The sequence below is a fragment of the Pseudomonas sp. BW7P1 genome (assembly GCF_024981055.1).
Classification (GTDB): domain Bacteria; phylum Pseudomonadota; class Gammaproteobacteria; order Pseudomonadales; family Pseudomonadaceae; genus Aquipseudomonas; species Aquipseudomonas bananamidigenes.
On record NZ_CP103374.1, the window covers coordinates 5,928,817 to 5,951,942 of the forward strand.

The following is a 23,126-nucleotide window of genomic DNA, read 5'->3' on the forward strand; positions in this document are numbered from 1 at the left end:
GGCCGGGCCTGATAGTGTGCAGGGCTGCGTTGCTCGGAGCTTATTTGGAACAACCAAACCGCACTCCTCGCGCCTTGCCCTGCACACTATCAGGCCCGGCGCGGTACTGGTAATGATCGATGACACGCCCTACCTCTCGCCCGCCTAGGCTAAGACCAAGCGGGCAGCCGAACAGGTTTAAAAACGAATGAATGCTCTAGCCCGCCGCGCTGCTGGCCTGCTGCTCAGCACAGTCTGCCTGCCCCTTTCGACCCTGGCGGCCGACCCGCAACCGACCCACGAATTCACCCTCGACAACGGTCTGAAAGTCGTCGTGCGCGAAGACCATCGCGCGCCAGTGGTGGTATCGCAGGTCTGGTACAAGGTCGGTTCCAGCTACGAAACCCCGGGCCAGACCGGTCTGTCCCACGCCCTCGAGCACATGATGTTCAAGGGCAGCGAGAAAGTCGGCCCCGGTGAAGCCTCGCTGATCCTGCGCGACCTGGGCGCCGAAGAGAACGCGTTCACCAGCGATGACTTCACTGCCTATTACCAGGTGCTGGCCCGCGACCGCCTGGGCGTGGCCTTCGAACTGGAAGCCGACCGCATGGCCAACCTGCGTCTGCCGGCCGACGAGTTCGCCAAGGAAATCGAAGTCATCAAGGAAGAGCGCCGCCTGCGCACCGACGACAAGCCGATGTCCAAGGCCTACGAGCGCTACAAGGCCATGGCCTACCCGGCCAGCGGCTATCACACGCCGACCATCGGCTGGATGGCCGACCTCGACCGGATGAAGGTCGAAGAGCTGCGCCACTGGTATCAGTCCTGGTATGTGCCGAACAACGCCACGCTGGTGGTGGTCGGCGACGTGACCCCGGACGAAGTGAAAACCCTAGCCCAGCGCTACTTCGGCCCGATCCCGAAACGTGACGTGCCTCCATCGAAAAAACCGCTGGAACTGGCCGAACCTGGCGAGCGCCAGATCACGCTGCACGTGCAGACCCAACTGCCCAGCCTGATGCTCGGTTTCAACGTGCCGAGCCTGGCCACCTCCGAAGACAAACGCTCGATCAACGCCTTGCGTCTGATCTCGGCCCTGCTGGACGGCGGCTACAGTGGTCGCATCCCGACACAACTGGAGCGCGGTGAAGAGCTGGTGTCCGGCGGATCGTCGAGCTACGACGCCTACACTCGCGGCGACAGCCTGTTCACCCTGTCGGCCACGCCGAACACCCAGAAGAAAAAGACCATGGCCCAGGCTGAAGCCGGCCTGTGGAAGCTGCTGGACCAGCTGAAAACCACTGCACCCTCTGCCGAAGAACTGGAGCGGGTGCGGGCGCAAGTCATCGCCGGCCTGGTCTACGAGCGCGACTCGATCACCAGCCAGGCCACGGCCATCGGCCAACTGGAGACCGTCGGCCTGTCGTGGAAATTGATGGACACCGAACTGGCCGATCTGGAAAGCGTCACCCCGCAAGACATCCAGAACGCCGCCAAACAGTATTTCACCCGCGAACGTCTCAGCGTCGCCCACGTCCTGCCACTGGAGACGACTCATGAGTGAGCGCAAAACCCCACGCCTGCTGCTCGGCCTGATCGCCGTGGCGGTGATAGGCTCCGCCGCGCTGTATCTGGCGCCGAGCGACAACAGCAAGGCCAGCGAAGCCCTGGATAACGCCAAGTCCAGCCAGAAGCTGCAATCGCTGGCCGAACTCGACGGCAAGGCCCCGGCCAGCCGCAAGCTCGACGTGCAGACCTGGAACACCGCCGAAGGCGCCAAGGTACTGTTCGTCGAAGCTCGCGAACTGCCGATGTTCGACCTGCGCCTGATCTTTTCCGCCGGAAGCAGCCAGGATGGCAACGCACCGGGCCTGGCGCTGCTGACCAACGCCATGCTCAACGAAGGCGTTGCGGGCAAGGATGTCGGCGCCATCGCCCAAGGGTTCGAAGGCCTGGGCGCGGACTTCGGCAACGGCGCCTACAAGGACATGGCCATCGTTTCGTTGCGCAGCCTGAGTGCCGCCGACAAGCGCGAACCGGCGCTGAAGCTGTTCTCGGAGGTGATCGGCAAACCGACCTTCCCCGCCGATTCCTTTGCACGCATCAAGAACCAGATGCTCGCCGGTTTCGAGTACCAGAAACAGAACCCCGGCAAGCTCGCCAGCCTGGAATTGATGAAGCGCCTGTACGGCGATCATCCTTACGCCCATTCCAGCGATGGCAGTGCGCAAAGCGTGCCGAAAATCACCCTGGCGCAACTGCGTGAATTCCACGCCAAAGCCTATGCGGCCGGCAACATGGTGATTGCGCTGGTGGGCGATTTGTCCCGCAATGAAGCCGAGGCGATAGCCAGTCAGGTCTCTGCCGCCCTGCCGAAAGGCCCGGCACTGGCGAAGATCGCCCAGCCGCAGGAGCCGAAGGCCAGCGTTGGCCATATCGAGTTCCCGTCCAAGCAGACCACCCTGATGCTCGCGCAACTGGGCATCGATCGCGACGACCCGGACTACGCCGCGCTGTCGATGGGCAACCAGATCCTGGGTGGGGGTGGCTTCGGCACCCGTTTGATGAGTGAAGTCCGCGAGAAACGCGGCCTGGCCTACGGTGTGTACTCGGCCTTCAGCCCGATGCAGGCACGCGGCCCGTTCATGATCAATCTGCAGACCCGTGCGGAAATGAGCGAAGGCACCCTGAAACTGGTGCAGGACGTGCTCGCCGACTACCTGAAGACCGGTCCGACCCAGAAGGAACTCGACGACGCCAAGCGCGAACTGGCCGGCAGCTTCCCGCTGTCCACCGCGAGCAACGCCGATATCGTCGGCCAGCTCGGCGCCATGGGTTTCTACAACCTGCCGCTGAGCTATCTGGACGACTTCATGCGTCAGTCCCAGAGCCTGACGGTCGAGCAGGTGCGCGACGCCCTGAACAAACACCTGAGCACGGACAAAATGGTCATCGTCAGCGCTGGCCCGACCGTGCCGCAAAAGCCGTTACCGGCCCCATCTGACAAACCCGCCGAGCAGCCGCTCGGGGTTCCGGAGCATTAATGGCCAGTCCGAAGAAACCTGCACAAAAACTGCACAACGGCGTGAACCAGTTGCGCATCATCGGCGGCGAATGGCGCAGCCGCAAACTGAGCTTCCCCGATGTACCGAGCCTGCGCCCGACGCCGGACCGTGTGCGTGAAACCCTGTTCAACTGGCTCGCGCCGTATGTTGCCGGGGCCAAAGTGCTCGATCCGTTCGCCGGCAGCGGCGCGCTGTTTCTGGAAGCGCTGTCCCGCGGCGCGTCCATGGGTCAGGCACTGGACGCCAGCCACGTTGCGGTCTCAAGCCTGAAAGAACACCTCGGCACCCTGCGCTGCACCAACGGCCAGGTGCAGACCGCCGATGCCTTGCGCTACCTGGAAACCCAGCCTGCAACCGCGTTCGATCTGGTGTTCCTCGACCCGCCGTTCAACCAGAACCTGCTGCCCGCCGCCTGCACCCTGCTGGAAGAACGCCAATGGCTGGCCGACGATGCGTGGATCTACACTGAAAGCGAAACCGCGCCATCGACCCTCGGTCTGCCAGGCAACTGGCGCCTGCACCGCGAGCAAAAATCCGGGCAGGTGTATTACGCGTTGTGGCAACGTATGGCAGTGATCGCCGGTTAACCGACCGGCCTGAAAAAGCAGCGGGCTTCAGCCGAGGCTCGCTGCGCTGCATCGAGAGCCATCGTGTCCCTTTCGTCAAAACCGTTCATCCCCGCCTTCGGCCTTGGCAATCCACACCTGCAAACCCTGTGGGGGCCGTTGTGGCGCAAAACCGTGCACCTTGATCGCCAGCGCGAACGACTGTGGCTGGAAGACGGCGATTTCCTCGACCTCGACTGGCACGGCCCGCACAGCGCCGAAGCACCGCTTGTGCTGGTGTTGCACGGGCTGACCGGGTCTTCCAATTCGCCTTACGTCGCCGGCATCCAGGCAGCGCTCGCCGCCCAAGGCTGGGCCAGCGTCGCCCTGAACTGGCGCGGCTGCTCGGGTGAGCCGAACCTGTTGCCGCGCAGTTACCATTCCGGCGCCAGCGAAGACCTTGCCGAAACCATTCGCCACCTCAAGGCCAAACGCCCTTTGGCGCCGCTGTATGCGGTCGGCTACTCCCTGGGAGGCAACGTGTTGCTCAAGCATCTGGGGGAATCCGGCAGTGCCAGCGGTGTGCTCGGGGCGGTGGCGGTGTCGGTGCCGTTTCGCCTGGATCAATGTGCCGACCGCATCGGCAAAGGGTTTTCGAAGGTCTATCAAGCGCACTTCATGCGCGAAATGGTGGCCTACATCAAGAACAAGCAACGCCAGTTCCAGCATGACGGCCGCGAGGACGGTCTCGCCGCACTGGCCGCCCTTGGTTCGCTGGAAAACATGCGCACCTTCTGGGATTTCGATGGCCGGGTGACTGCGCCATTGAATGGTTTTGTCGATGCCGAGGATTACTATCGCCGCGCGTCGAGCCGCTACTTTCTCGGCGAGATCCGAACACCGACCCTGATCATTCAGGCGGCAGACGATCCATTCGTGTTCCCGCACAGCCTGCCGCAGGCCAGTGAGCTGTCGACGTCGACGCAGTTCGAATTGCAGAACAAGGGCGGGCATGTCGGTTTCGTCGACGGCTCGTTCCGCCAGCCGGGCTATTACCTGGAACGGCGCATTCCCCAATGGCTGGCCGACACGGGGCGCGGCTGACGTCATGAACGATCAGGGCGAGTCGATCCGTTTCTGGCAAACCGCGCCGCTGGCCGGTGTCGAACTGCTTTCGGCACGCTACATCGAGCATCGTTTCGCCCCACACGTCCACGACGGCTACGTGATCGGCATGATCATGGCCGGCGCCCAGCGCTACCGTTATCGCGGTGCCGAACACCTGGCCGGCAGCGGCACGCTGGTGCTGATCAACCCGGATGAATTGCACACCGGCCACAAAGGCACCGAGGACGGCTGGTTATATCGGGCGTTCTACCCGGACACCGGCAAGATTGCCTCGCTGCTTGAAGAACTGGAATTGCCGACCGCGCCGATGCCCGCCTTCGGCGCGACGCTGTATCGCGATCCGGATCTGGTCAACGGCTTCAGCCAGTTGCACCGCTTGCTGGAAAGCCCCGCCACCGCCCTGCAACAGCAGACGGTGTGGCGCGAAATGATGATGTTGCTGCTGCAACGCCATGCCGCGGTGCAGGTCAACGGCAAACCCGGAAAAGAGCATCGCGCAGTGGTCATGGCCAAGGAGCTGCTCCACGCACAACTGGCCGCGCCGCCCTCACTGGAAGAACTGGCCGCGGCGGTGAACCTGTCGCCCTTCCACTTCGCCCGGGTGTTCCGCCGCGCTACCGGCATGCCGCCGCACACCTGGCTGATGCAGCAACGGATCGCCCGCGCACGGGGCCTGTTGCAGAGCGGCTGCCTGCCGGTGGAGGTCGCCACACAACTGGGATTTGCCGACCAGAGTCATCTGAGCCGGCAGTTCAAACAGGTTTATGGCGTGGGGCCAGCGGCCTATCGCAGTGCGCGGCTGGAACGCTGAACGCGCTTACTCGCCGGTGGCGATCCCGCGCGAAGGCTCGTTGATCCACTCGCTCCACGACCCGGCATACAACGTACCCAACGGATAACCCGCCAGACACAGGGCGAACAGGTTGTGACACGCCGTCACCCCGGAGCCGCAGTACGCCACCAGATCGGCCGGCGAACGCTCGCCGAGTTTCGCGGCGAAACGCTGTCTAAGCTGGTCGGCCGACAGGAAGCGTCCGTCGCTGCCCAGATTGTCGGTGAACGCCGCGCACTGGGCGCCTGGAATGTGCCCGGCTATCGGATCGATCGGCTCCACTTCGCCCTTGAAGCGCGGCAAGGCGCGGGCATCGAGCAGGGTCAGGCCTGGCTGACCGAGGCGCTGCTGCAATTGCTCGGCGTCGAGCAGCAGCTTTTTGTCCGGATGACCGCCGAAGTTGCCCCGGACCGTTGCCGGCGGATCGAGACTCAGCGGCAGACCGGCCGCGTGCCAGGCCTTGAGCCCGCCATCGAGAATGAACACGCCGTCGCGCTTGCCCAGCCATGCCAGCAACCACCAGGCCCGCGCCGCGTAGGCGCCGGGACCGTCGTCATACAGAACCACGTCGCTGTCGTTGTTGATGCCGAATGACTGAAGACGCTCGATCAACGCCGCCGGCTCCGGCAGCGGATGACGCCCGGTCACGCCCTTGGTCACCGGGCCGCTGAGGTCGCGCTCCAGATCCGCGAAACTCGCCCCGGCAATGTGCCCTTCGGCATAGCTGCGCTGGCCGTAGTCCGGGTCTTCGAGGGCAAAACGGCAATCGAGAATCACCAGCCCCGGCCGCTCCTTGCGGGCCTCCAGCGTGGTCGGGCTGATCAGTTGTGCAATCGGCATGGCGAACGACTCCTGTGAGCGGATGGGTCAGGACCTTTCTTCGAGGGCCTGGGCCAACGGTACGTAGAATTCTTCGAACAGTGCGTTGACCTCATCGCGGGCCTGCTCGGTGACAAACCCCGCTTCCAGCACCAGCACCTGATACACGCCGCGTTTGATGGCCTGCTCGCTGAGGTGATTGGAGTTCTCGCGGGTCGTGCACAGAAAGCGCACCCACGAGGTGAGGATGATCCACGCGTTGAGGGTCAGGGATTCGATCTGCACCCGGTCCATCTTCAGGATGCCGGCGGCGACGAAACCTTCATAGATCGCCGCGCCCTGAATCACGCAGCGCTGGGAAAAGCGCCGGTAACGCGCGGCCAGGTCCGGATCGCTGTCGAGCAGATGCTCGAGATCGCGGTGCAGGAAACGGTAGCGCCACATCGCCGACAGCAGTTCCTTGAGGTAGAAGCGCTTGTCCTCGACGGTCGCGGCACGGCCCTGGGGCGGGCGCAGGAAGCTGTCCACCAGGCTTTCGTACTCACTGAACAGCACGGCGATGATCGCCTGCTTGTTGGGGAAGTGGTAGTACAGATTGCCCGGAGAAATCTCCATGTGGGCGGCGATGTGGTTGGTGCTGATGCTGCGCTCGCCCTGCTGATTGAACAGCTCGAGGCTGTTCTGCACGATGCGCTCGCTGGTTTTGATCCGTGGGGCCATGGCTTGAGCTTTAATTCAGAGTGCGTTGGAGGGCATCTTACGGCCTAACCGGAATTGGATAAAACACAAGGAAGTCATTTGACTTTCTAGAGCATAGACTCTAAAAAGTTCCTCACGACAATAAAACCGGAGCCGACAATGACAGCCGACATCGCCTACCTGCAAACGCTGCAACAGCCGCTGGAGGAGCTCACCCGGTTGTTCGAGGCGCAACGTGCCGCCTACGCCGCCAACCCGATGCCGCCCGCCGCCCAGCGCCAGCAATGGCTCAAGGCCCTGCGCGATCTGCTGAGCAGCGAACGGCAGGCACTGGTCGAGGCCATCAGTTCGGACTTCAGCCATCGCAGCGCCGATGAAACCCTGCTCGCCGAGCTGATGCCGAGCCTGCACGGCATTCATTACGCCAGTCGGCATATCAATCAGTGGATGAAACCTTCGCGGCGCAAGGTCGGCGTCGCGTTCCAGCCGGCGTCTGCCAAAGTCGTGTACCAGCCGCTGGGCGTAGTGGGTGTCATCGTGCCCTGGAACTACCCGTTGTTCCTGGCCATGGGCCCGTTGACCGGTGCTCTCGCCGCCGGTAACCGTGTGATGCTCAAGCTCAGCGAGTCGACCCCGGCCACCGGTCTGCTGCTCAAGGAATTGCTGGCGCGGATCTTCCCCGAAGACCTGGTCTGTGTGGTGCTCGGTGAGGCCGATGTCGGCGTGGCCTTCTCGAAACTGCGCTTCGATCACCTGCTGTTCACCGGCGCCACCAGCATTGGCAAGCACGTGATGCGTGCCGCGGCGGAAAACCTCACACCGGTGACTCTGGAACTGGGCGGCAAGTCGCCCGCCATTGTCTCCCGCGACGTGCCGCTCAAGGACGCCGCCGAACGCATCGCCTTCGGCAAGACCCTCAACGCCGGCCAGACCTGCGTCGCCCCGGATTACGTGCTGGTGCCGCAAGAGCGGGTCGGCGCTTTCGTCGAAGCCTATCGTCAGGCGGTGTGCGGGTTTTATCCGACACTGACCGACAACCCGGACTACACCGCCATCATCAACGAACGCCAACTGGCACGCCTGAACAGCTACCTCAGCGATGCTACCGGCAAGGGAGCGCTGTTGATTCCGCTGTTCGACCAGGGTCAGGGCCGGCGCATGCCCCACAGCCTGCTGCTGAACGTCAGCGATGAAATGACCGTGATGCAGGACGAAATCTTCGGCCCGCTGCTGCCGATCGTGCCGTATCAGGACCTGGATCAGGCATTCGCTTACATCAATCAGCGGCCTCGTCCTCTGGCGCTTTACTACTTCGGCTACGACAAACGCGAACAGAACCGCGTACTCCATGAAACCCATTCCGGCGGTGTGTGCCTGAACGACACCCTGCTGCATGTGGCTCAGGACGACTTGCCATTCGGCGGCATCGGCCCGTCGGGGATGGGCCACTACCACGGGCATGAAGGCTTTCTGACCTTCAGCAAGGCGAAGAGTGTGCTGGTCAAACAGCGCTTCAACGCGGCAAGGCTGATCTATCCGCCCTACGGCAAATCAATCCAGAAACTGATCCAGAAACTGTTCATTCGCTAATGTCACCGCCGGGTAATAACAACAATGCACCCAAGCCTGACTGAAACACCTGCCTTCTCGCGCCGTGGCCTGCTCAAATTCAGCCTCGGCGCCACGGCTTTCCTCGCCACTGCCGGCCTCGGTGCCAGCCTCAGTGGCTGCTCATCAAGCGTATCGGCCAACGGTTTCAGCACGTTGCGCAGCGGGGATCTGCTGTTTCTGCGCGCCGTGATTCCGGTGATGCTCGAAGGCGCCGTCGCCGGGAAAAAAATGCCCACGGCCGTCGACGGCACCTTGAAATCCCTGGACTACAGCCTCGATCACCTGTCACCGGAAATGCTCAAGCTCACCCGGCAGTTGTTCGACGTGCTGGGCATGGCCGTGACCCGCGGACCGCTGACCGGCATCTGGGGCAGTTGGGAAAATGCCAGTCCCGAGGCGATCCGGCACTTTCTCGATCGTTGGCAAAACAGTTCGTTGAGCCTTTTGCGCATGGGGCATAGCTCCCTGCTGCAAATGGTGATGATGGCCTGGTACACCCGCGCCGAATCCTGGGCCCATTGCGGCTATCCCGGCCCGCCCACGGTTTAAGTCCCGCGCCGCCCCGAAAAATAATAAGAGAACCTGATCGATGCCCGTACCCGACCCGTTTCGCGAAGGCCTTGCCCGTGGCTGGAAAACCCACAACGGCGCACAACTGACCGACGACCTGACCCTGGAAGCCGACGTGGCGATCATCGGCAGCGGTGCCGGCGGCGGCACCACGGCGGAAATCCTCAGTGCCGCCGGCTACAGGGTGCTGTTGATCGAAGAAGGCCCGCTCAAGACCAGCAGCGACTTCAAGCTGCTCGAAGACAAGGCCTACAGCAGCCTTTATCAGGAAGGCATCGGGCGCATGAGCAAGGATGGCGCGATCACCATCCTCCAGGGCCGAGCGGTGGGCGGCACCACCCTGATCAACTGGACCTCGAGTTTTCGCACACCTGAACCGACCCTCGAACACTGGGCCAAAGAGCACAACGTCAAAGGCCACAGCCCCGCCGACATGGCGCCGTGGTTCGAAAAAATGGAGCAGCGCCTGGGCGTCGCGCCGTGGATGGTCTCGCCCAACGCCAACAACGATGTGATCCGCAAGGGCTGCGAACAACTCGGCTACAGCTGGCACGTGATCCCGCGCAACGTGCGCGGCTGCTGGAACCTCGGTTACTGCGGCATGGGCTGCCCGACCAACGCCAAGCAATCGATGATGGTCACCACCATTCCGGCGACCCTGGAAAAGGGTGGCGAACTGCTCTACCTGGCCCGCGCCGAAAAACTGCTGATCAACGGCGACAAGGTGACCGGCCTGCAATGCGTCGCGATGGACGAACGCTGCGTAGAGCCGACCGGGCGGCAGATCACGGTCAAGGCTCGCCATTACGTGCTGGCCGGCGGCGGGATCAACAGCCCTGCCCTGCTGCTGCGCTCGGACGCACCGGATCCGCACAAACGCCTCGGCAAACGCACCTTTCTGCACCCGGTGAACATGTCCGCCGGGCGCTTCGACGAGGTCATCAACCCGTTTTACGGGGCGCCGCAGTCGATCTACTCCGACCATTTCCAGTGGAAGGACGGCACCACCGGGCCGATGGCTTTCAAACTCGAAGTGCCGCCGCTGCACCCGGCGCTGGCCGCCACCCTGCTCGGCGGCTTCGGCCAGAAAAACGCGCAGCACATGGCGGATCTGCCGCACACCCACGCCATGCTGGCGTTGCTGCGTGACGGCTTTCATCCCGACAGTCAGGGCGGCAGTGTCGAATTGCGTGGTGACGGCTCGCCCGTGCTCGACTATCAGGTTTCGCCCTACGCCTGGGACGGTTTGCGCCGGGCTTTCCACGTCATGGCCGAAATCCAGTTCGCCGGCGGTGCAAAAGCGGTGATGCCGATGCATGCGGATGCGCGCTACGTGAACAGCCTGGCCGAGGCCCGGGCAATGATCGACGGCTTGAGCCTTGAGCTGTACCGCACACGCCTGGGCAGTGCCCATGTCATGGGGGGCTGCGCCATGGGCGAAGACCCGAAAACCGCTGTTACCGACAGCCTTGGCCGCCATCACCAGTTGCGCAATCTGTCGATTCACGACGGCTCGCTGTTCCCTACCAGCATCGGCGCCAACCCGCAGTTGTCGGTCTATGGCCTGACAGCACAACTGGCGACATCCCTCGGCGAACGGCTGAAAAACCCTTGAGAAAGCCGAAGATTCGTACCGTCCATCGTGCTTTCTTACCCAAAAGGCGACTTGGCCGACCGGGACGGCTGCGATACCATCCGACTCCCCAACGGATTCCCGCCAGGACGACGCGATGAACCGAGTGTTGTACCCAGGTACCTTCGACCCTATTACCAAGGGCCATGGCGATCTGGTCGAACGCGCCTCGCGCCTGTTCGACCATGTGATCATCGCCGTCGCCGCCAGCCCCAAGAAAAATCCGCTGTTCCCGCTGGAACAACGGGTCGAGCTGGCCCGCGAAGTCACCAAGCACCTGCCGAACGTGGAGGTGGTCGGCTTTTCGACGCTGCTGGCGCATTTCGCCAAGGAACAGAACGCCAATGTGTTCCTGCGCGGCCTGCGTGCGGTGTCGGACTTCGAATACGAATTCCAGCTGGCCAACATGAACCGTCAGTTGGCACCGGATGTGGAAAGTCTGTTTCTCACCCCGTCGGAGCGTTATTCGTTCATTTCTTCGACGCTGGTACGGGAAATCGCGGCCCTGGGCGGCGATATCAGCAAGTTCGTCCACCCGGCGGTGGCCGACGCCCTGACCCTGCGCTTCAAGAAGTAACGACCGTTCAAACGGCGCCCGCGTGCACTGCGGGCGCCAATGCGGCACAATTGCGCGCATTGATTCATAGCGCCCGGGCCTGCCGCCCCGGCTGGAGTAAGCATGTCCCTGATCATCACCGACGATTGCATCAACTGCGACGTCTGCGAACCCGAGTGCCCGAACGCCGCCATTTCCCAGGGCGAAGAAATCTACGTGATCGACCCGAACCTGTGCACCCAGTGCGTCGGCCACTATGACGAGCCGCAGTGCCAGCAGGTCTGCCCGGTGGATTGCATTCCACTGGACGAAGCCCATCCGGAGACTGAAGAACAGTTGATGGAGAAATACCGCCGGATCACCGGCAAGGCTTGAGCCTCTGAAAGCGATCGCAGCGCCAGGCTGTGATCGCGTCACTCACGCTGCTCGAATCCTTCCCCGGTACATCCCAGGCAACGCACGAACGCCGCTTTCGCCGGTGCCACCACCAGCGCCTCGCCCGCATCGCCGACACCGCCACCCAGGGCGGTAAACGGCAACGACACCACAAACACCCCTGCACCGATCACCGTCGCGGCCACCAGCAGCGGTCGGGCAATCAGCATGTCGCCGATCATGGCGTAGGCCGGTGGATTCTGGATGGTGTAACGCGGATCACCGCTGCCGCCTTCCGTGGCCTGAACGGTCAGACTGGCACACAGCAGCAGTGCGAGAAAAAGGGCTTGCGAGGATTTCATGGCACGATCCTTCGGGCTGAACAGTGAGACAACTCACTATAGACCGTAGGACTTTTTCAGCGTCCCGTCAGGTCTGGCAGCGCGGACAGAAAACGCTGGCCCGCTGCCCCAGCTTCACTTCCCGCAGACCCGTACCGCAAACCTTGCAGTGCTCGCCACCGCGGCCATAGACAAACAGCTCCTGCTGGAAATACCCCGGCTGCCCGTCGCCACCGATGAAATCGCGCAACGTGGTGCCGCCGCGCTCGATAGCGGCGGCGAGGATGCGTTTGATCTCGATCGCCAGCTTCAAGTAGCGCGCCCGGGAAATACCTTTGGCCTCGCGGCGCGGATCGATGCCGGCGGCAAACAATGCCTCGGTCGCATAGATATTGCCGACGCCCACCACCACCGCGTTATCCATGATGAACGGCTTGATCGCCATCGAACGCCCACGGGACAGCTGGAACAGCCGCTCGCCATCGAACAGATCGGTCAACGGTTCCGGCCCCAGGCGAATCAACAGTTCATGATTGAGCGGGTCGTTGCTCCAGAGCATCGCCCCGAAACGCCGTGGATCGGTGTAGCGCAGGGCCAGACCGGATTCCAGTTCGATGTCGACATGCTCATGCCTGGCCGCCGGCATTCCGACCTCGACCAGCCGCAAATTGCCCGACATGCCCAAATGGCTGATCAACGTACCGGCTTCGGCGTTGATCAGCAGGTATTTGGCTCGCCGCTCGACCAGCACGATGCGCTGCCCGGACAGGCGCACATCGAGGTCCTCGGGAATCGGCCAGCGCAGCCGCCGGTCACGCACGATCACCCGGCTGACCCGCTGGCCTTCAAGGTGCGGGGCGATGCCGCGGCGGGTGGTTTCGACTTCCGGCAATTCAGGCATGGGCGTCTCGAATCATGAATGTCTTGATCAGTGTGCGCCGAGTTCGCGGATCGTTTGCTTCAAGGTTTCGAAGTCGTAGTCCGACAGACCGATGTATTCAAGCACCAGCGGCCCGACAGCCTGCCACTCGAAATCTTCGCTCTGATTGCCCAGCACCCGGTACGACGAACAGATGTGCTCGGCCATTTTCAGGATCGCCAGCAGGTTTTTCATCTGGGTATTGCGCGAGGTGTCGTCGCTGAAGATTGCCAGGGCGTTGTGATGGTTCGCGATGGCCGCGCTGACGTGCTCCGGCAGGCGCCAGGACTTGGCGGTGTAGTAGCCGACCACCGAGTGATTGGTGTTGTAGACATCGTTCTCGGTGTCCACGACCCGCCGTTCGGCACCCGCATCGGCATAGGCCTTTTCGAGCGTCGTCATGTAATCCGGGAAACGCTGAAGCATCAGCGGCACACCGCAATCATGGAACAGGCCCAGGGCATAGGCCTCGTCACAGGCCTCTGTACCGACGCGCTTGGCCAGGGTCAGGCAGGTCATGGCCACGTCCTGGGCGGTGTCCCAGAAACGGTTGAGGGTGACGATGGTGTCGTCGTTCATTTCGCCCTTGATCGACTGCGCGTTGATCAGGTTGATGATCGAGCGGCTGCCCAACAGGTTCACCGCGCGCTTGATCGAAGTGATCTTGTTGCTCAGACCGTAATACGGCGAATTGACGATCTTCAGCAGCGAACCGGACAGGCCGGGGTCCTGGGAGATCAGCTTGGCGATCGTCTCCAGATCCGGGTCCGGCATGTACTGCTCCATTTGCAGATCCACCATGATCTGCGGCTGCGCCGGCACGCTAATGCCTTGCAGGGACTGTTGAATCTGTTCGGTGGTCAGCTCTTGGGACATAAGTACACACTCTTGGACAGGCGGCGATTCTAACCCCTAAAAACCGACGAACGACACATCAGTGGGCAATTCGCAGGAACTTTCACTTTTCCCCGGCCTTCGGAATCTGTAGGGCCCGGAACAGTTCTACATCTGTCTCGGGCAGTAATCCCAACAGACTCAGGAGCTTGACGATGGCAAATTCTCTCGGCAGCAAGCGCGTCGCTTTTCTGGTAACCGATGGTTTCGAGCAAGTTGAACTGACCGGTCCCAAACAGGCACTCGAGCAGGCTGGAGCGCAGGTTGACATCCTTTCTGCCGAAACCGGCAGCGTCAAAGGCTGGAACCACGATAAACCTGCGGACGATTTCAAGGTCGACCAGACTTTCCAGGACGCAAGCATCGATCAGTACGACGCGGTGGTGCTCCCGGGCGGCGTGCAGAACTCTGACACCATCCGCATCGACCAGGACGCGCAACATCTGGTCAAGACCGGTGTCTCCGCCGGCAAACCGATCGCGGTGATCTGTCACGGCAGCTGGTTGCTGATTTCGGCCGGACTGGTCAATGGCAAGACCATGACCAGCTACAAGACCGTCAAGGACGATCTGGTCAATGCAGGGGTAAATTGGGTCGATCAGGAAGTCGTAAAAGACGGCAACCTGATCAGCAGCCGCCAACCGGACGATATTCCGGCATTCAGCAAAGCGCTGATTGACGCGCTGTCGGCATAGAGCACAGGCGGGTGGACACGGGGGTGGGCCTGTTCGTGACGAGGTCCGCCGCGTTTCATCGCACGCCAAACCCGGCATAAGGCGCAACACGGTATACTCCCGCTCTTTTTTTCCGGAGCGACGTCATGTCCCTGCCTAGCCTGCGCCTCAAAGCCAACGCCGACCGTCGCCTGCGCGCCGGCCACCTGTGGGTCTACAGCAACGAAATCGACGTGGCCGCCACCCCGTTGCACGGCTTCAAGGCCGGCGACCAGGCGGTCCTCGAAGCTGCCGGCGGCAAGCCGCTGGGGATCGTGGCCATGAGCCCGAACAACCTGATCTGCGCCCGCCTGCTGTCGCGTGACATCAAACTGCCGCTGGACAAGTCGCTGCTGGTGCATCGCCTGAACGTGGCCCTGTCCCTGCGCGAACGTCTGTTCGACAAGCCGTTTTATCGCCTGGTCTACGGTGATTCCGACCTGCTGCCAGGTCTGGTGGTTGACCGTTTCGGCGACATTCTTGTGGTACAGCTCGCCTCGGCGACCATGGAAGCCCATAAAGACGACGTGATCGCTGCGCTGACCCAGGTGCTCAAGCCAAGCGGCATTCTGTTCAAGAACGACTCCGCCGCCCGTGATGCCGAAGGTCTGGAGCGTTACGTCGAAACCGTGTTCGGCGTCGTGCCCGAGTGGGTGCCGCTGGAAGAGAACGGCGTGAAGTTCGAAGCGCCAGTGATCGGTGGCCAGAAAACCGGCTGGTTCTACGACCACCGCATGAACCGCGCGCGCCTGGCCCCTTACGTGAAGGGCAAGCGGGTACTGGACCTCTACAGTTACATTGGCGGCTGGGGCGTGCAGGCCGGCGCATTCGGTGCCAGCGAGGTGTTCTGCGTCGATGCATCCGGTTTCGCCCTCGACGGCGTCGAGCGCAATGCCGCGCTGAACGGCTTCGCCGACAAGATGACCTGCATCGAAGGCGACGTCTTCGAGGCCCTGAAGGAACTCAAGGCCGGCGAAGAGCGCTTCGACGTGATCGTGGCCGACCCGCCTGCGTTCATCAAGCGCAAGAAGGACCTGAAGAACGGTGAAGGCGCCTACCGCCGCTTGAACGAACAGGCCATGCGCCTGTTGACCAAGGACGGCATTCTCGTCAGTGCATCCTGCTCGATGCACCTGCCCGAGGACGATCTGCAGAACATCCTGCTGACCAGTGCCCGTCACCTGGACCGCAACATTCAATTGCTGGAGCGCGGCGGTCAGGGCCCGGACCACCCGGTGCACCCGGCCATTGCAGAAACCCGCTACATCAAGAGCATCACCTGCCGTCTGCTGCCAAACAGCTGACAGAGGCACGGCACTGAAGCGGTGTGAAGGGGAACCCACGGGTTCCCCTTCTTTTTGCCTTCCACTTTGCCTTCCTACATTTATCGTCCTGCAGTCTTGCAGGATATTTCCCTGAATATTTTATTTACTGAACTTTAACTTACACACTAACTTTCAGCCGAAGATCACTCCGACAAAATTACTGGATAATTCCTACTTAATATCTGCTTGCGATTAATCCATTGCTAACTATTATTAAGTCGTCACCACGAAGGTGGCATCCACTAACACGAAGCAACAATGAACAAGGAGTTCAATCATGAAAGCAATTACTCTGGAATCCCGCACCCTCGCAAACCTGGCTTTTCTGGTTGCACCTAAAGCCCGTTAAGTAAGGTGGGCGCTGGGTATCGCCGGCTATCCAGCGCCTCTGAAATGACAATCCAGAGCAGCGTGCCCCTGACATGCATATAAATCCTTATTTATTCATACTCCCCCGATCACCCGGCTTGATAGTCTGGAACTACAAGGATCACAGCCAGCACGAACTTGACCTTGAATACTCGTCTCGACTGACGCAACTAATTCACGAGCCGAACTCATTCAACAATAACAACCCTATAGATACACAACTATCGAATGCCGGAATACTGATCCCTTCAAAAGTCGCAACGCCCGACTGGGGTTGGGATGAACTATCGAAGATCTACCATATCGGCACGCGGGACATTCCCTGCGAGCAGCCTCCCCAAAACATTCAGGAATGGTCCAGGCAATATCTCGAACATTGCAGCGCCGTACTTGCCACTTCGCCGCCGACCGATTCTCCTGGGCATGACGATCCCGACAGGCTCATTGCACTCCCGATACCGCCGGCACTGAATGACGACAGCCTGTTGAACTCACTCACCCGGCGGAAAACGTGCCGATCCTTCACCGGCGCCGCCGTGTCGCTGGACGATGTCGGCAGCCTGCTTTACCTGTCACTCGGCTATTTGCGAGAACGGGACGCCGATTGCGACGACACCATCGCCGAAGGACTTGGTGCCCGTCGCAGCAGCCCTTCCGGTGGCGGGCTCAATGCCTGCGCGGGCTACGCGGTGGTTCAGAATGTCGCCGGGCTCGCCCCGGGCCTGTACGCCTATCACCCTGCCGAACACGCCTTGAGCTTCATCGGCACGTTGCCCGACACCGCACCCGGCAATTTGCTGGGGGGACAGCACTTCATCAACAACCTGCCATTGGGGCTGTTCATCACCGCCCGGTTCGATCGTCTCTGGTGGAAATACGCGCATTCGCGCGCCTATCGAATGGCATTCGTCGAAGCCGGACACCTTTCACAGACGTTTCAACTGGTCGCTACGGCCCTGGGCATGGGTACCTGGCTGACGGGGGCATTTTCCGATACCCAGGTCGAGAAGCTGCTGAAACTCGACAACAATGCGGAGCAACCCCTGTTCTTCGTCGGATGCGGGGAAAGCGACGGCCAGGCGATGTGTCAGGAAATGCGCGATCTGCTGCGTGAGGTGCAGACATGAACGCTGCCGCCCCGGAACCAGCCTTTCAGTTCACCCTGAGCGACTGGAACACGCGTGCCTCGGTACGTACCAGTACCCACGATTACCGCCTGCCGGATGACGTGATGCAACAACTGGAAACCCGTCACTGGTTCCCGCCGGCATTTCTGCCCTATCTCGCCCACCCGGCCATCGAGGCGGCAGGTCGTTCGGTGTTGCACCGGCTCACTGCCCGGCATCTGGTGCACTTTCTCGATTACACCACTTTGCTCGAACACCGTATCGTCAATCGCGCCGTGGAGGTCATTGTCCACGGTGAACTGCCGGTCGATGTCCCGCTCTCCATGAAAACCGCTGCACTTCAGCTCTACACCGATGAGGGTTACCACGCCCTGTTCTCCCATCAGGTCGCGGAACAGATCGCCGGGATCTACGCCATCAGCGGTCGCCCGGTAATGCCCGGGCGAATCACCCGGATGGAAACGCTGATTGCCAGAACCCCACCGGAACAGCGACCGCTGACAGGGTTCCTGCTCGGTTTCGTCTCGGAAACCATCATCGCCCGGGAACTGCTCGATGTCTGCCGGGACAATCTGGTGTCCGGGGTCAACGACATGCTGCGCGATCATCTCACCGACGAAGCCCGCCACAGTCGCTATTTCACTGAAGCATTCCACTACCTCTGGCGGCATCTGGATCCGCAACACCAGACGTTCGCAGCCACCACCCTTCTGGAAATCATCAAGACCTTCTTCGAAGCCGATGAGCCGTGGCTTCGAAAAAGCCTGCGTGACGCCGGAATCGCCGACAGCACCGTGCACGAAATACTCGACGAACTGACCACCGAGCAGGCCAACCGACGACGCGCCCGCACCGGCAGCATTGCCACATTGAATGCACTGAAAAAGGCAGGTTTTTTCGCCGAACCCCAAATCCGGATACTTTTCGCCAAGGCAGGACTGATTGATGGATAACGGAAAATCCGCAGTGGCGCCCCGACAGCGTCGCGCGGCCGTCAGCCTGTTACTGGCGATGGTATTGCTGGGCGTATTCCCGCTGGATGTCATGCTGCCTTCGTTCCCGGCGCTGGCCGAACACTTTCGCAGCGATCCGGCCGACATCGCGCTGTCCATCAGCCTGTTCGCCGTCGGTATCGCTGTCGCCCAGCTGCTGATCGGGCCACTGTCGGACGTGATCGGGCGCAAGGGGCTGCTGCTCGCCGGCATGAGCGTTTCCATGCTCGGCGCCCTCGGCTGTGTCATGACGGCTGATTATTCGCTGTTTCTGATGTTCCGGGTCGTTCAGGCACTGGGCTGCGGTTGCTTTGTGCTGTCCCAGGCGCTGGTCCAGGACCTGTTCGAAGGTGAGGAACGTGATCGACTGCGAATCCTGATGGTCACCGCCGGCGGGATTTTCATCTCGATATCGCCACTTGCCGGTACGTTCCTGCAGGCAACACTGGGCTGGCGCGGCAGTTTCTGGGTATTCATCGCGTTATCAGCCGTCGTGCTGTTCAAGGCCTGGCGGCTTCTGGAGAACACCCGACCGGCCACTCGCGGTACACGCACAAACTTTCTCAAGGCTTACCGACGGGTCCTGGGAAATTTCGATTTTGTCGGCTACTGGCTGATTTCGGCATTTGCGTTCGCCTGCCATTTTTCCTTCATCGTGATCTCGCCACTGATCTTCATGGACCGGTTGCAACTGTCCGCCTACGAATTCTCTCTGATCCTGCTGATTTACGGTGCGGCCTATGTCGCCGGTGGCATCCTCGCCAGCGTGCTGAGCAGGCGCATCACCAGTGGCCGGCAGATCGTCGTCGGCCTGAGCCTGATCCTCTTTGCCGGGGTGACCCTGCTGTACCTGTCGTCGAGCTTCACACTGGCTCCGGCTACCGTGCTGATCCCGATGCTGATCTGCACCGCCGGTACCACCATCGCCCGGCCGGCGGCCACGTCCCGGGCCATGAGCCTGTTTCCGGACAGCGCCGGCACCTCGGCTTCGGCCGGCAGCACGATCATTTTCATCTGCGGCGGCCTGATCAGTGCACTGATCAGCCTGAGCCCGACCCATCTGCAATCCACACTGGGTTACGCGTTTGTGGTGCTCGGTGGCGCGGCGCTCGCCTTGAACAACCGGATCAGCCGTCGCGCCCAAGGCCTGCGCGCCAATGCCATGGTGCAACCGGGCGGTGATTGAACCTGCCGGTCGTCATTCCACACACGGCGTCTGCACCGCAACCACGTTTTGCGCCATTCCCTCCTGACGCCAGCGGTGTAGAATCGCGAGATTCATCGCCATTCATCCCCGGCGGGTTTATGAGCTCAGGCTGAGACCAGCGGCGATCCCGCAACGTCATCGGCAACATCAGGACACACGGCCATTTCTGAGTGTTCCAGACGTCAATAGAAGCTCACTCCCTTTTTGCACCTGATAGTAAGTGATTAGCCGCCCGGAGTGCTCCATGCCAGATTACCGCTCGAAAACATCCACCCACGGCCGCAACATGGCCGGCGCCCGCGCACTGTGGCGCGCCACCGGGATGAAGGATGACGACTTCAAGAAGCCGATCATCGCCATTGCCAACTCTTTCACCCAGTTCGTCCCGGGCCATGTGCACCTGAAAGACCTGGGTCAACTGGTTGCCCGCGAGATCGAACGCGCCGGTGGCGTTGCGAAAGAATTCAACACCATCGCCGTTGACGACGGCATCGCCATGGGCCACGACGGCATGCTGTATTCGCTGCCGAGCCGCGAGATCATCGCCGACTCCGTCGAGTACATGGTCAACGCCCACTGCGCCGACGCCATCGTCTGTATCTCCAACTGCGACAAGATCACCCCGGGCATGCTGATGGCCGCCCTGCGCCTGAACATTCCGGTGATCTTCGTTTCCGGCGGCCCGATGGAAGCCGGCAAGACCAAACTGGCCAGCCACGGTCTCGACCTCGTCGACGCCATGGTCATCGCCGCCGACTCCAGCGCTTCTGACGAGAAGGTTGCGGAGTACGAGCGCAGTGCCTGCCCGACCTGCGGTTCGTGCTCCGGCATGTTCACCGCGAACTCGATGAACTGCCTGACCGAAGCCCTGGGCCTCGCACTGCCGGGCAACGGTTCGACCCTGGCCACCCACAGCGACCGCGAACAGCTGTTCCTGCAGGCCGGCCGCACCATCGTCGAACTGTGCAAGCGCTACTACGGCGAGAACGACGAGTCGGTACTGCCGCGCAACATCGCCAACTTCAAGGCGTTCGAGAACGCGATGATGCTCGACATCGCCATGGGCGGTTCGACCAACACCATCCTGCACTTGCTGGCCGCCGCCCAGGAAGCCGAAATCGACTTCGACCTGCGCGACATCGATCGTCTGTCGCGCAAGGTGCCGCAACTGTGCAAGGTCGCGCCGAACATCCAGAAGTACCACATGGAAGACGTACACCGCGCCGGCGGCATCTTCAGCATCCTCGGTTCGCTGGCCCGTGGCGGCCTGTTGCACACCGACCTGCCGACCGTGCACAGCCGCAGCATGGAAGAAGCCATCGCCAGGTGGGACATCACCCAGACCGACGATGAAGCCGTGCACCATTTCTTCAAGGCTGGTCCGGCCGGCATTCCGACGCAAACCGCGTTCAGCCAGTCGACCCGCTGGGAAACCCTGGACGACGACCGTGAAAACGGCTGCATCCGCAGCGTTGAACATGCCTACTCGAAAGAGGGTGGTCTGGCCGTGCTCTACGGCAACATCGCTCTCGACGGCTGCGTGGTGAAAACCGCCGGCGTCGACGAGTCGATCCACGTCTTCGAAGGCAACGCGAAGATCTTCGAAAGCCAGGACAGCGCCGTACGCGGCATCCTCGCCGACGAAGTGAAGGAAGGCGACATCGTCATCATTCGCTACGAAGGCCCGAAAGGCGGCCCGGGCATGCAGGAAATGCTCTACCCGACGTCGTACCTGAAGTCCAAGGGCCTCGGCAAAGCCTGCGCCCTGCTGACCGATGGCCGTTTCTCCGGTGGTACGTCCGGCCTGTCCATCGGCCACGCTTCGCCAGAGGCTGCGGCCGGCGGTGCAATCGGCCTGGTACAGGACGGTGACAAGGTGCTGATCGACATTCCGAACCGCTCGATCAACCTGTTGATCAGCGACGAAGAACTGGCGGCACGCCGGGTCGAGCAAGACAAGAAGGGCTGGAAACCGGTCGAGAAGCGCCCACGCAAAGTGACCACCGCCCTCAAGGCCTACGCCCTGCTGGCCACCAGCGCCGACAAGGGTGCGGTGCGTAACAAGGCGATGCTTGACGGGCTGTAATGCTCAACCGTTGCGCAAAGAAATGCCCCGCCAAGTGCGGGGCATTTTTTCCTTGAAGCTTACTGAATCTCTTCCGGCTTCACGATCACCCAGTTCTTGTCCGCCGTCACCGGTAGACCTTCCTTGGCCTGAGCTGCCGCATGCTTGGCCATCATGCCGTTGAGCTGGGTCATGTACTTGTCCTTGCGGTTGACCCACAAGTGGATACCGCCCTTGGCCACGTCCACATCGTGGAACAGCATGTAGCCGTCGCTGCTCGGGGTGTCACCGCCCACCAGCACCGGTTTTTTCCATTCGTCGATGTAGGTCAGGATCGCCGCGTGCTTGCCGGCCATCCAGGTTGCCGGTGTCCACAGGTAAGGCGTCAGCTCCAGGCCGAGGTTGGCCTTTTCGTCATACTTGCCGGCGGTGATCTGCTTGCGTGCGGTGGTCAGTTCGCCGGTCTCGCGGTTCTTCAGCAACGTGGTCACGCCGATCACGTTCTGCGGTTTGACGTTGTAGCCGTACTTCGGATCGGCCGCGACCATCCGCACCAGTTCTTCGGAGGCGGCGGTCATCACGTAGACCTCGATACCGTTCTCCATCAACTTGTTGTACAGCTCGGCCTGGCCGGTGAACACCTTCGGCGGCTGAACATCGATGTTCTTGACCACATCACCCTCGTAATAGGTCGCCGGTACCGGCTTGCCCGAGGCCATCAGTTCGTCGACGTAGCCTTTGAGTTCCTTGAGGGTGAAACCGGAAAATACCTGCGCCACCCACGGGTAGCAGACCATGTCGTCGACTTCGCAGAGGCGATAGTAGTAGCTGAACAGGCTTTCCTTGTGGTCGGCGGTGTCCTTGAACGGCATCAGCTTCAGCGACGGGTCGAGCTTGTCGCGGGTGATCAGGCCCTTGTTTTCCATGAACGGCAGCAGCGACTCTTCGAGGTCATAGCGATAACTGGTGTTGTCCATGTCGAACACCGCGTAGTTACCCTTGTTGGCGTTGGCCGCGATCATCGCGTCGAGTGCCTTGGCCTGATCCGCCGGCCAGTGTTTCAGATCGGTGGCGAATGCCTGAGTGGCCAGGCCCATTCCCACAGTCAGTGCGACAGCCAGAAATTTCGGTGTGAACTTCATCGACGCTTTCTCCCCGGGTCAAAGAAATCGACGCTAACAAATAAATGTGACAGTCCTCGTCTGTCAGCGACCGTCCACGTCCGTTTCACGCCAGCTGCATCCCCGAGAGCGACACCCGCTTATTCCAAAAACGACGGATGACCTTTGATTTCGGTATTAAATCATTGGAAATCAAGCTGTTAGGCTTGCCGGTTCGCAACAGCCCCGGAAGGTTGTTGGC

The 23,126-nt window shown here is 61.5% G+C and carries 22 protein-coding genes; 16 read left to right on the forward strand and 6 right to left on the reverse strand.

Annotated elements, in window-relative coordinates; translation table 11 throughout:
• Positions 1-187 precede the first annotated feature (187 nt).
• The 5 genes from NWV16_RS26835 (at position 188) to NWV16_RS26855 (ending at position 5,528) form a co-directional block, all read left to right on the forward strand.
• Positions 188-1,543, forward strand: a complete 1,356-nt coding sequence (locus NWV16_RS26835; RefSeq protein WP_260521382.1) for a M16 family metallopeptidase — start codon at positions 188-190, stop codon at positions 1,541-1,543.
• The gene (locus NWV16_RS26840; RefSeq protein ID WP_260521383.1) at positions 1,536-3,023 is read left to right on the forward strand and encodes a M16 family metallopeptidase; all 1,488 of its coding nucleotides are present in this window, start codon (positions 1,536-1,538) and stop codon (positions 3,021-3,023) included. The genes NWV16_RS26835 and NWV16_RS26840 overlap by 8 nt, the downstream gene beginning before the upstream one ends.
• A complete protein-coding gene (rsmD, locus tag NWV16_RS26845; RefSeq protein ID WP_260521384.1) occupies positions 3,023-3,631 on the forward strand; it encodes a 16S rRNA (guanine(966)-N(2))-methyltransferase RsmD in 609 nt (202 codons plus the stop codon). The genes NWV16_RS26840 and rsmD overlap by 1 nt, the downstream gene beginning before the upstream one ends.
• A gap of 63 nt (positions 3,632-3,694) precedes the next feature.
• Positions 3,695-4,693: a hydrolase gene (locus tag NWV16_RS26850; protein ID WP_260521385.1), complete on the forward strand. Its 999-nt coding sequence runs from the start codon at positions 3,695-3,697 to the stop codon at positions 4,691-4,693.
• 4 nt (positions 4,694-4,697) lie between these two features.
• On the forward strand, positions 4,698-5,528 hold the full coding sequence (locus tag NWV16_RS26855; RefSeq protein WP_260521386.1) for an AraC family transcriptional regulator: 831 nt from the start codon (positions 4,698-4,700) through the stop codon (positions 5,526-5,528).
• 6 nt (positions 5,529-5,534) lie between these two features.
• Here NWV16_RS26855 and NWV16_RS26860 read toward each other — a convergent pair whose 3' ends face one another.
• Both NWV16_RS26860 and NWV16_RS26865 read right to left on the reverse strand, forming a co-directional pair.
• Complete coding sequence (locus tag NWV16_RS26860; RefSeq protein WP_260521387.1) at positions 5,535-6,389, reverse strand: sulfurtransferase; 855 nt, start codon at positions 6,387-6,389, stop codon at positions 5,535-5,537.
• A gap of 27 nt (positions 6,390-6,416) precedes the next feature.
• Positions 6,417-7,088, reverse strand: coding sequence for a TetR/AcrR family transcriptional regulator (locus tag NWV16_RS26865; RefSeq protein WP_065258928.1), 672 nt, complete (start codon positions 7,086-7,088; stop codon positions 6,417-6,419).
• Positions 7,089-7,226: 138 nt separating this feature from the next.
• Here NWV16_RS26865 and NWV16_RS26870 point away from each other — a divergent pair, with 138 nt between their 5' ends.
• The 5 genes from NWV16_RS26870 to NWV16_RS26890 all read left to right on the forward strand — a co-directional run bounded on the left by NWV16_RS26870 (position 7,227) and on the right by NWV16_RS26890 (position 11,812).
• Positions 7,227-8,657 (forward strand): coniferyl aldehyde dehydrogenase, encoded by a 1,431-nt coding sequence (locus NWV16_RS26870; protein ID WP_260521388.1) that lies wholly within the window; start codon positions 7,227-7,229, stop codon positions 8,655-8,657.
• 24 nt (positions 8,658-8,681) lie between these two features.
• A complete protein-coding gene (locus NWV16_RS26875) occupies positions 8,682-9,227 on the forward strand; it encodes a twin-arginine translocation pathway signal protein (RefSeq protein ID WP_260521389.1) in 546 nt (181 codons plus the stop codon).
• Between the two features lie 40 nt (positions 9,228-9,267).
• Complete coding sequence (locus NWV16_RS26880; protein WP_260521390.1) at positions 9,268-10,863, forward strand: GMC family oxidoreductase; 1,596 nt, start codon at positions 9,268-9,270, stop codon at positions 10,861-10,863.
• 115 nt (positions 10,864-10,978) lie between these two features.
• Positions 10,979-11,458, forward strand: a complete 480-nt coding sequence (coaD, locus tag NWV16_RS26885) for a pantetheine-phosphate adenylyltransferase (RefSeq protein WP_003229157.1) — start codon at positions 10,979-10,981, stop codon at positions 11,456-11,458.
• A gap of 102 nt (positions 11,459-11,560) precedes the next feature.
• Complete coding sequence (locus tag NWV16_RS26890; RefSeq protein ID WP_010222176.1) at positions 11,561-11,812, forward strand: YfhL family 4Fe-4S dicluster ferredoxin; 252 nt, start codon at positions 11,561-11,563, stop codon at positions 11,810-11,812.
• Between the two features lie 38 nt (positions 11,813-11,850).
• On the opposite strand, the gene NWV16_RS26895 is transcribed toward NWV16_RS26890, so the two are convergent.
• The 3 genes from NWV16_RS26895 to NWV16_RS26905 form a co-directional block, all read right to left on the reverse strand.
• Positions 11,851-12,174, reverse strand: coding sequence for a multidrug transporter (locus tag NWV16_RS26895; RefSeq protein WP_065258924.1), 324 nt, complete (start codon positions 12,172-12,174; stop codon positions 11,851-11,853).
• A gap of 67 nt (positions 12,175-12,241) precedes the next feature.
• Positions 12,242-13,054 carry a bifunctional DNA-formamidopyrimidine glycosylase/DNA-(apurinic or apyrimidinic site) lyase gene (mutM, locus tag NWV16_RS26900; RefSeq protein WP_260521391.1) on the reverse strand — a complete coding sequence of 271 codons (813 nt, stop codon included), beginning with the start codon at positions 13,052-13,054 and terminating at the stop codon, positions 12,242-12,244.
• Positions 13,055-13,081: 27 nt separating this feature from the next.
• The gene (locus NWV16_RS26905; protein ID WP_260523588.1) at positions 13,082-13,894 is read right to left on the reverse strand and encodes an HDOD domain-containing protein; all 813 of its coding nucleotides are present in this window, start codon (positions 13,892-13,894) and stop codon (positions 13,082-13,084) included.
• Between the two features lie 227 nt (positions 13,895-14,121).
• Here NWV16_RS26905 and NWV16_RS26910 point away from each other — a divergent pair, with 227 nt between their 5' ends.
• The 6 genes from NWV16_RS26910 (at position 14,122) to ilvD (ending at position 21,785) form a co-directional block, all read left to right on the forward strand.
• A complete protein-coding gene (locus tag NWV16_RS26910; protein ID WP_260521392.1) occupies positions 14,122-14,661 on the forward strand; it encodes a type 1 glutamine amidotransferase domain-containing protein in 540 nt (179 codons plus the stop codon).
• 125 nt (positions 14,662-14,786) lie between these two features.
• Positions 14,787-15,983, forward strand: a complete 1,197-nt coding sequence (locus NWV16_RS26915; protein WP_260521393.1) for a class I SAM-dependent rRNA methyltransferase — start codon at positions 14,787-14,789, stop codon at positions 15,981-15,983.
• Between the two features lie 443 nt (positions 15,984-16,426).
• A complete protein-coding gene (locus NWV16_RS26920) occupies positions 16,427-17,500 on the forward strand; it encodes a SagB family peptide dehydrogenase (protein WP_260521394.1) in 1,074 nt (357 codons plus the stop codon).
• Positions 17,497-18,453, forward strand: a complete 957-nt coding sequence (locus NWV16_RS26925) for a diiron oxygenase (protein WP_260521395.1) — start codon at positions 17,497-17,499, stop codon at positions 18,451-18,453. Before NWV16_RS26920 ends, NWV16_RS26925 begins: the two co-directional genes overlap by 4 nt.
• Entirely contained in the window at positions 18,446-19,678 is a 1,233-nt protein-coding gene (locus tag NWV16_RS26930) for a multidrug effflux MFS transporter (protein ID WP_260521396.1), read from the forward strand. Before NWV16_RS26925 ends, NWV16_RS26930 begins: the two co-directional genes overlap by 8 nt.
• Before the next feature lie 265 nt (positions 19,679-19,943).
• On the forward strand, positions 19,944-21,785 hold the full coding sequence (gene ilvD / locus NWV16_RS26935; protein ID WP_065258916.1) for a dihydroxy-acid dehydratase: 1,842 nt from the start codon (positions 19,944-19,946) through the stop codon (positions 21,783-21,785).
• Between the two features lie 59 nt (positions 21,786-21,844).
• On the opposite strand, the gene NWV16_RS26940 is transcribed toward ilvD, so the two are convergent.
• Positions 21,845-22,906 carry a haloacid dehalogenase-like hydrolase gene (locus tag NWV16_RS26940; RefSeq protein ID WP_260521397.1) on the reverse strand — a complete coding sequence of 354 codons (1,062 nt, stop codon included), beginning with the start codon at positions 22,904-22,906 and terminating at the stop codon, positions 21,845-21,847.
• Positions 22,907-23,126 lie beyond the last annotated feature (220 nt).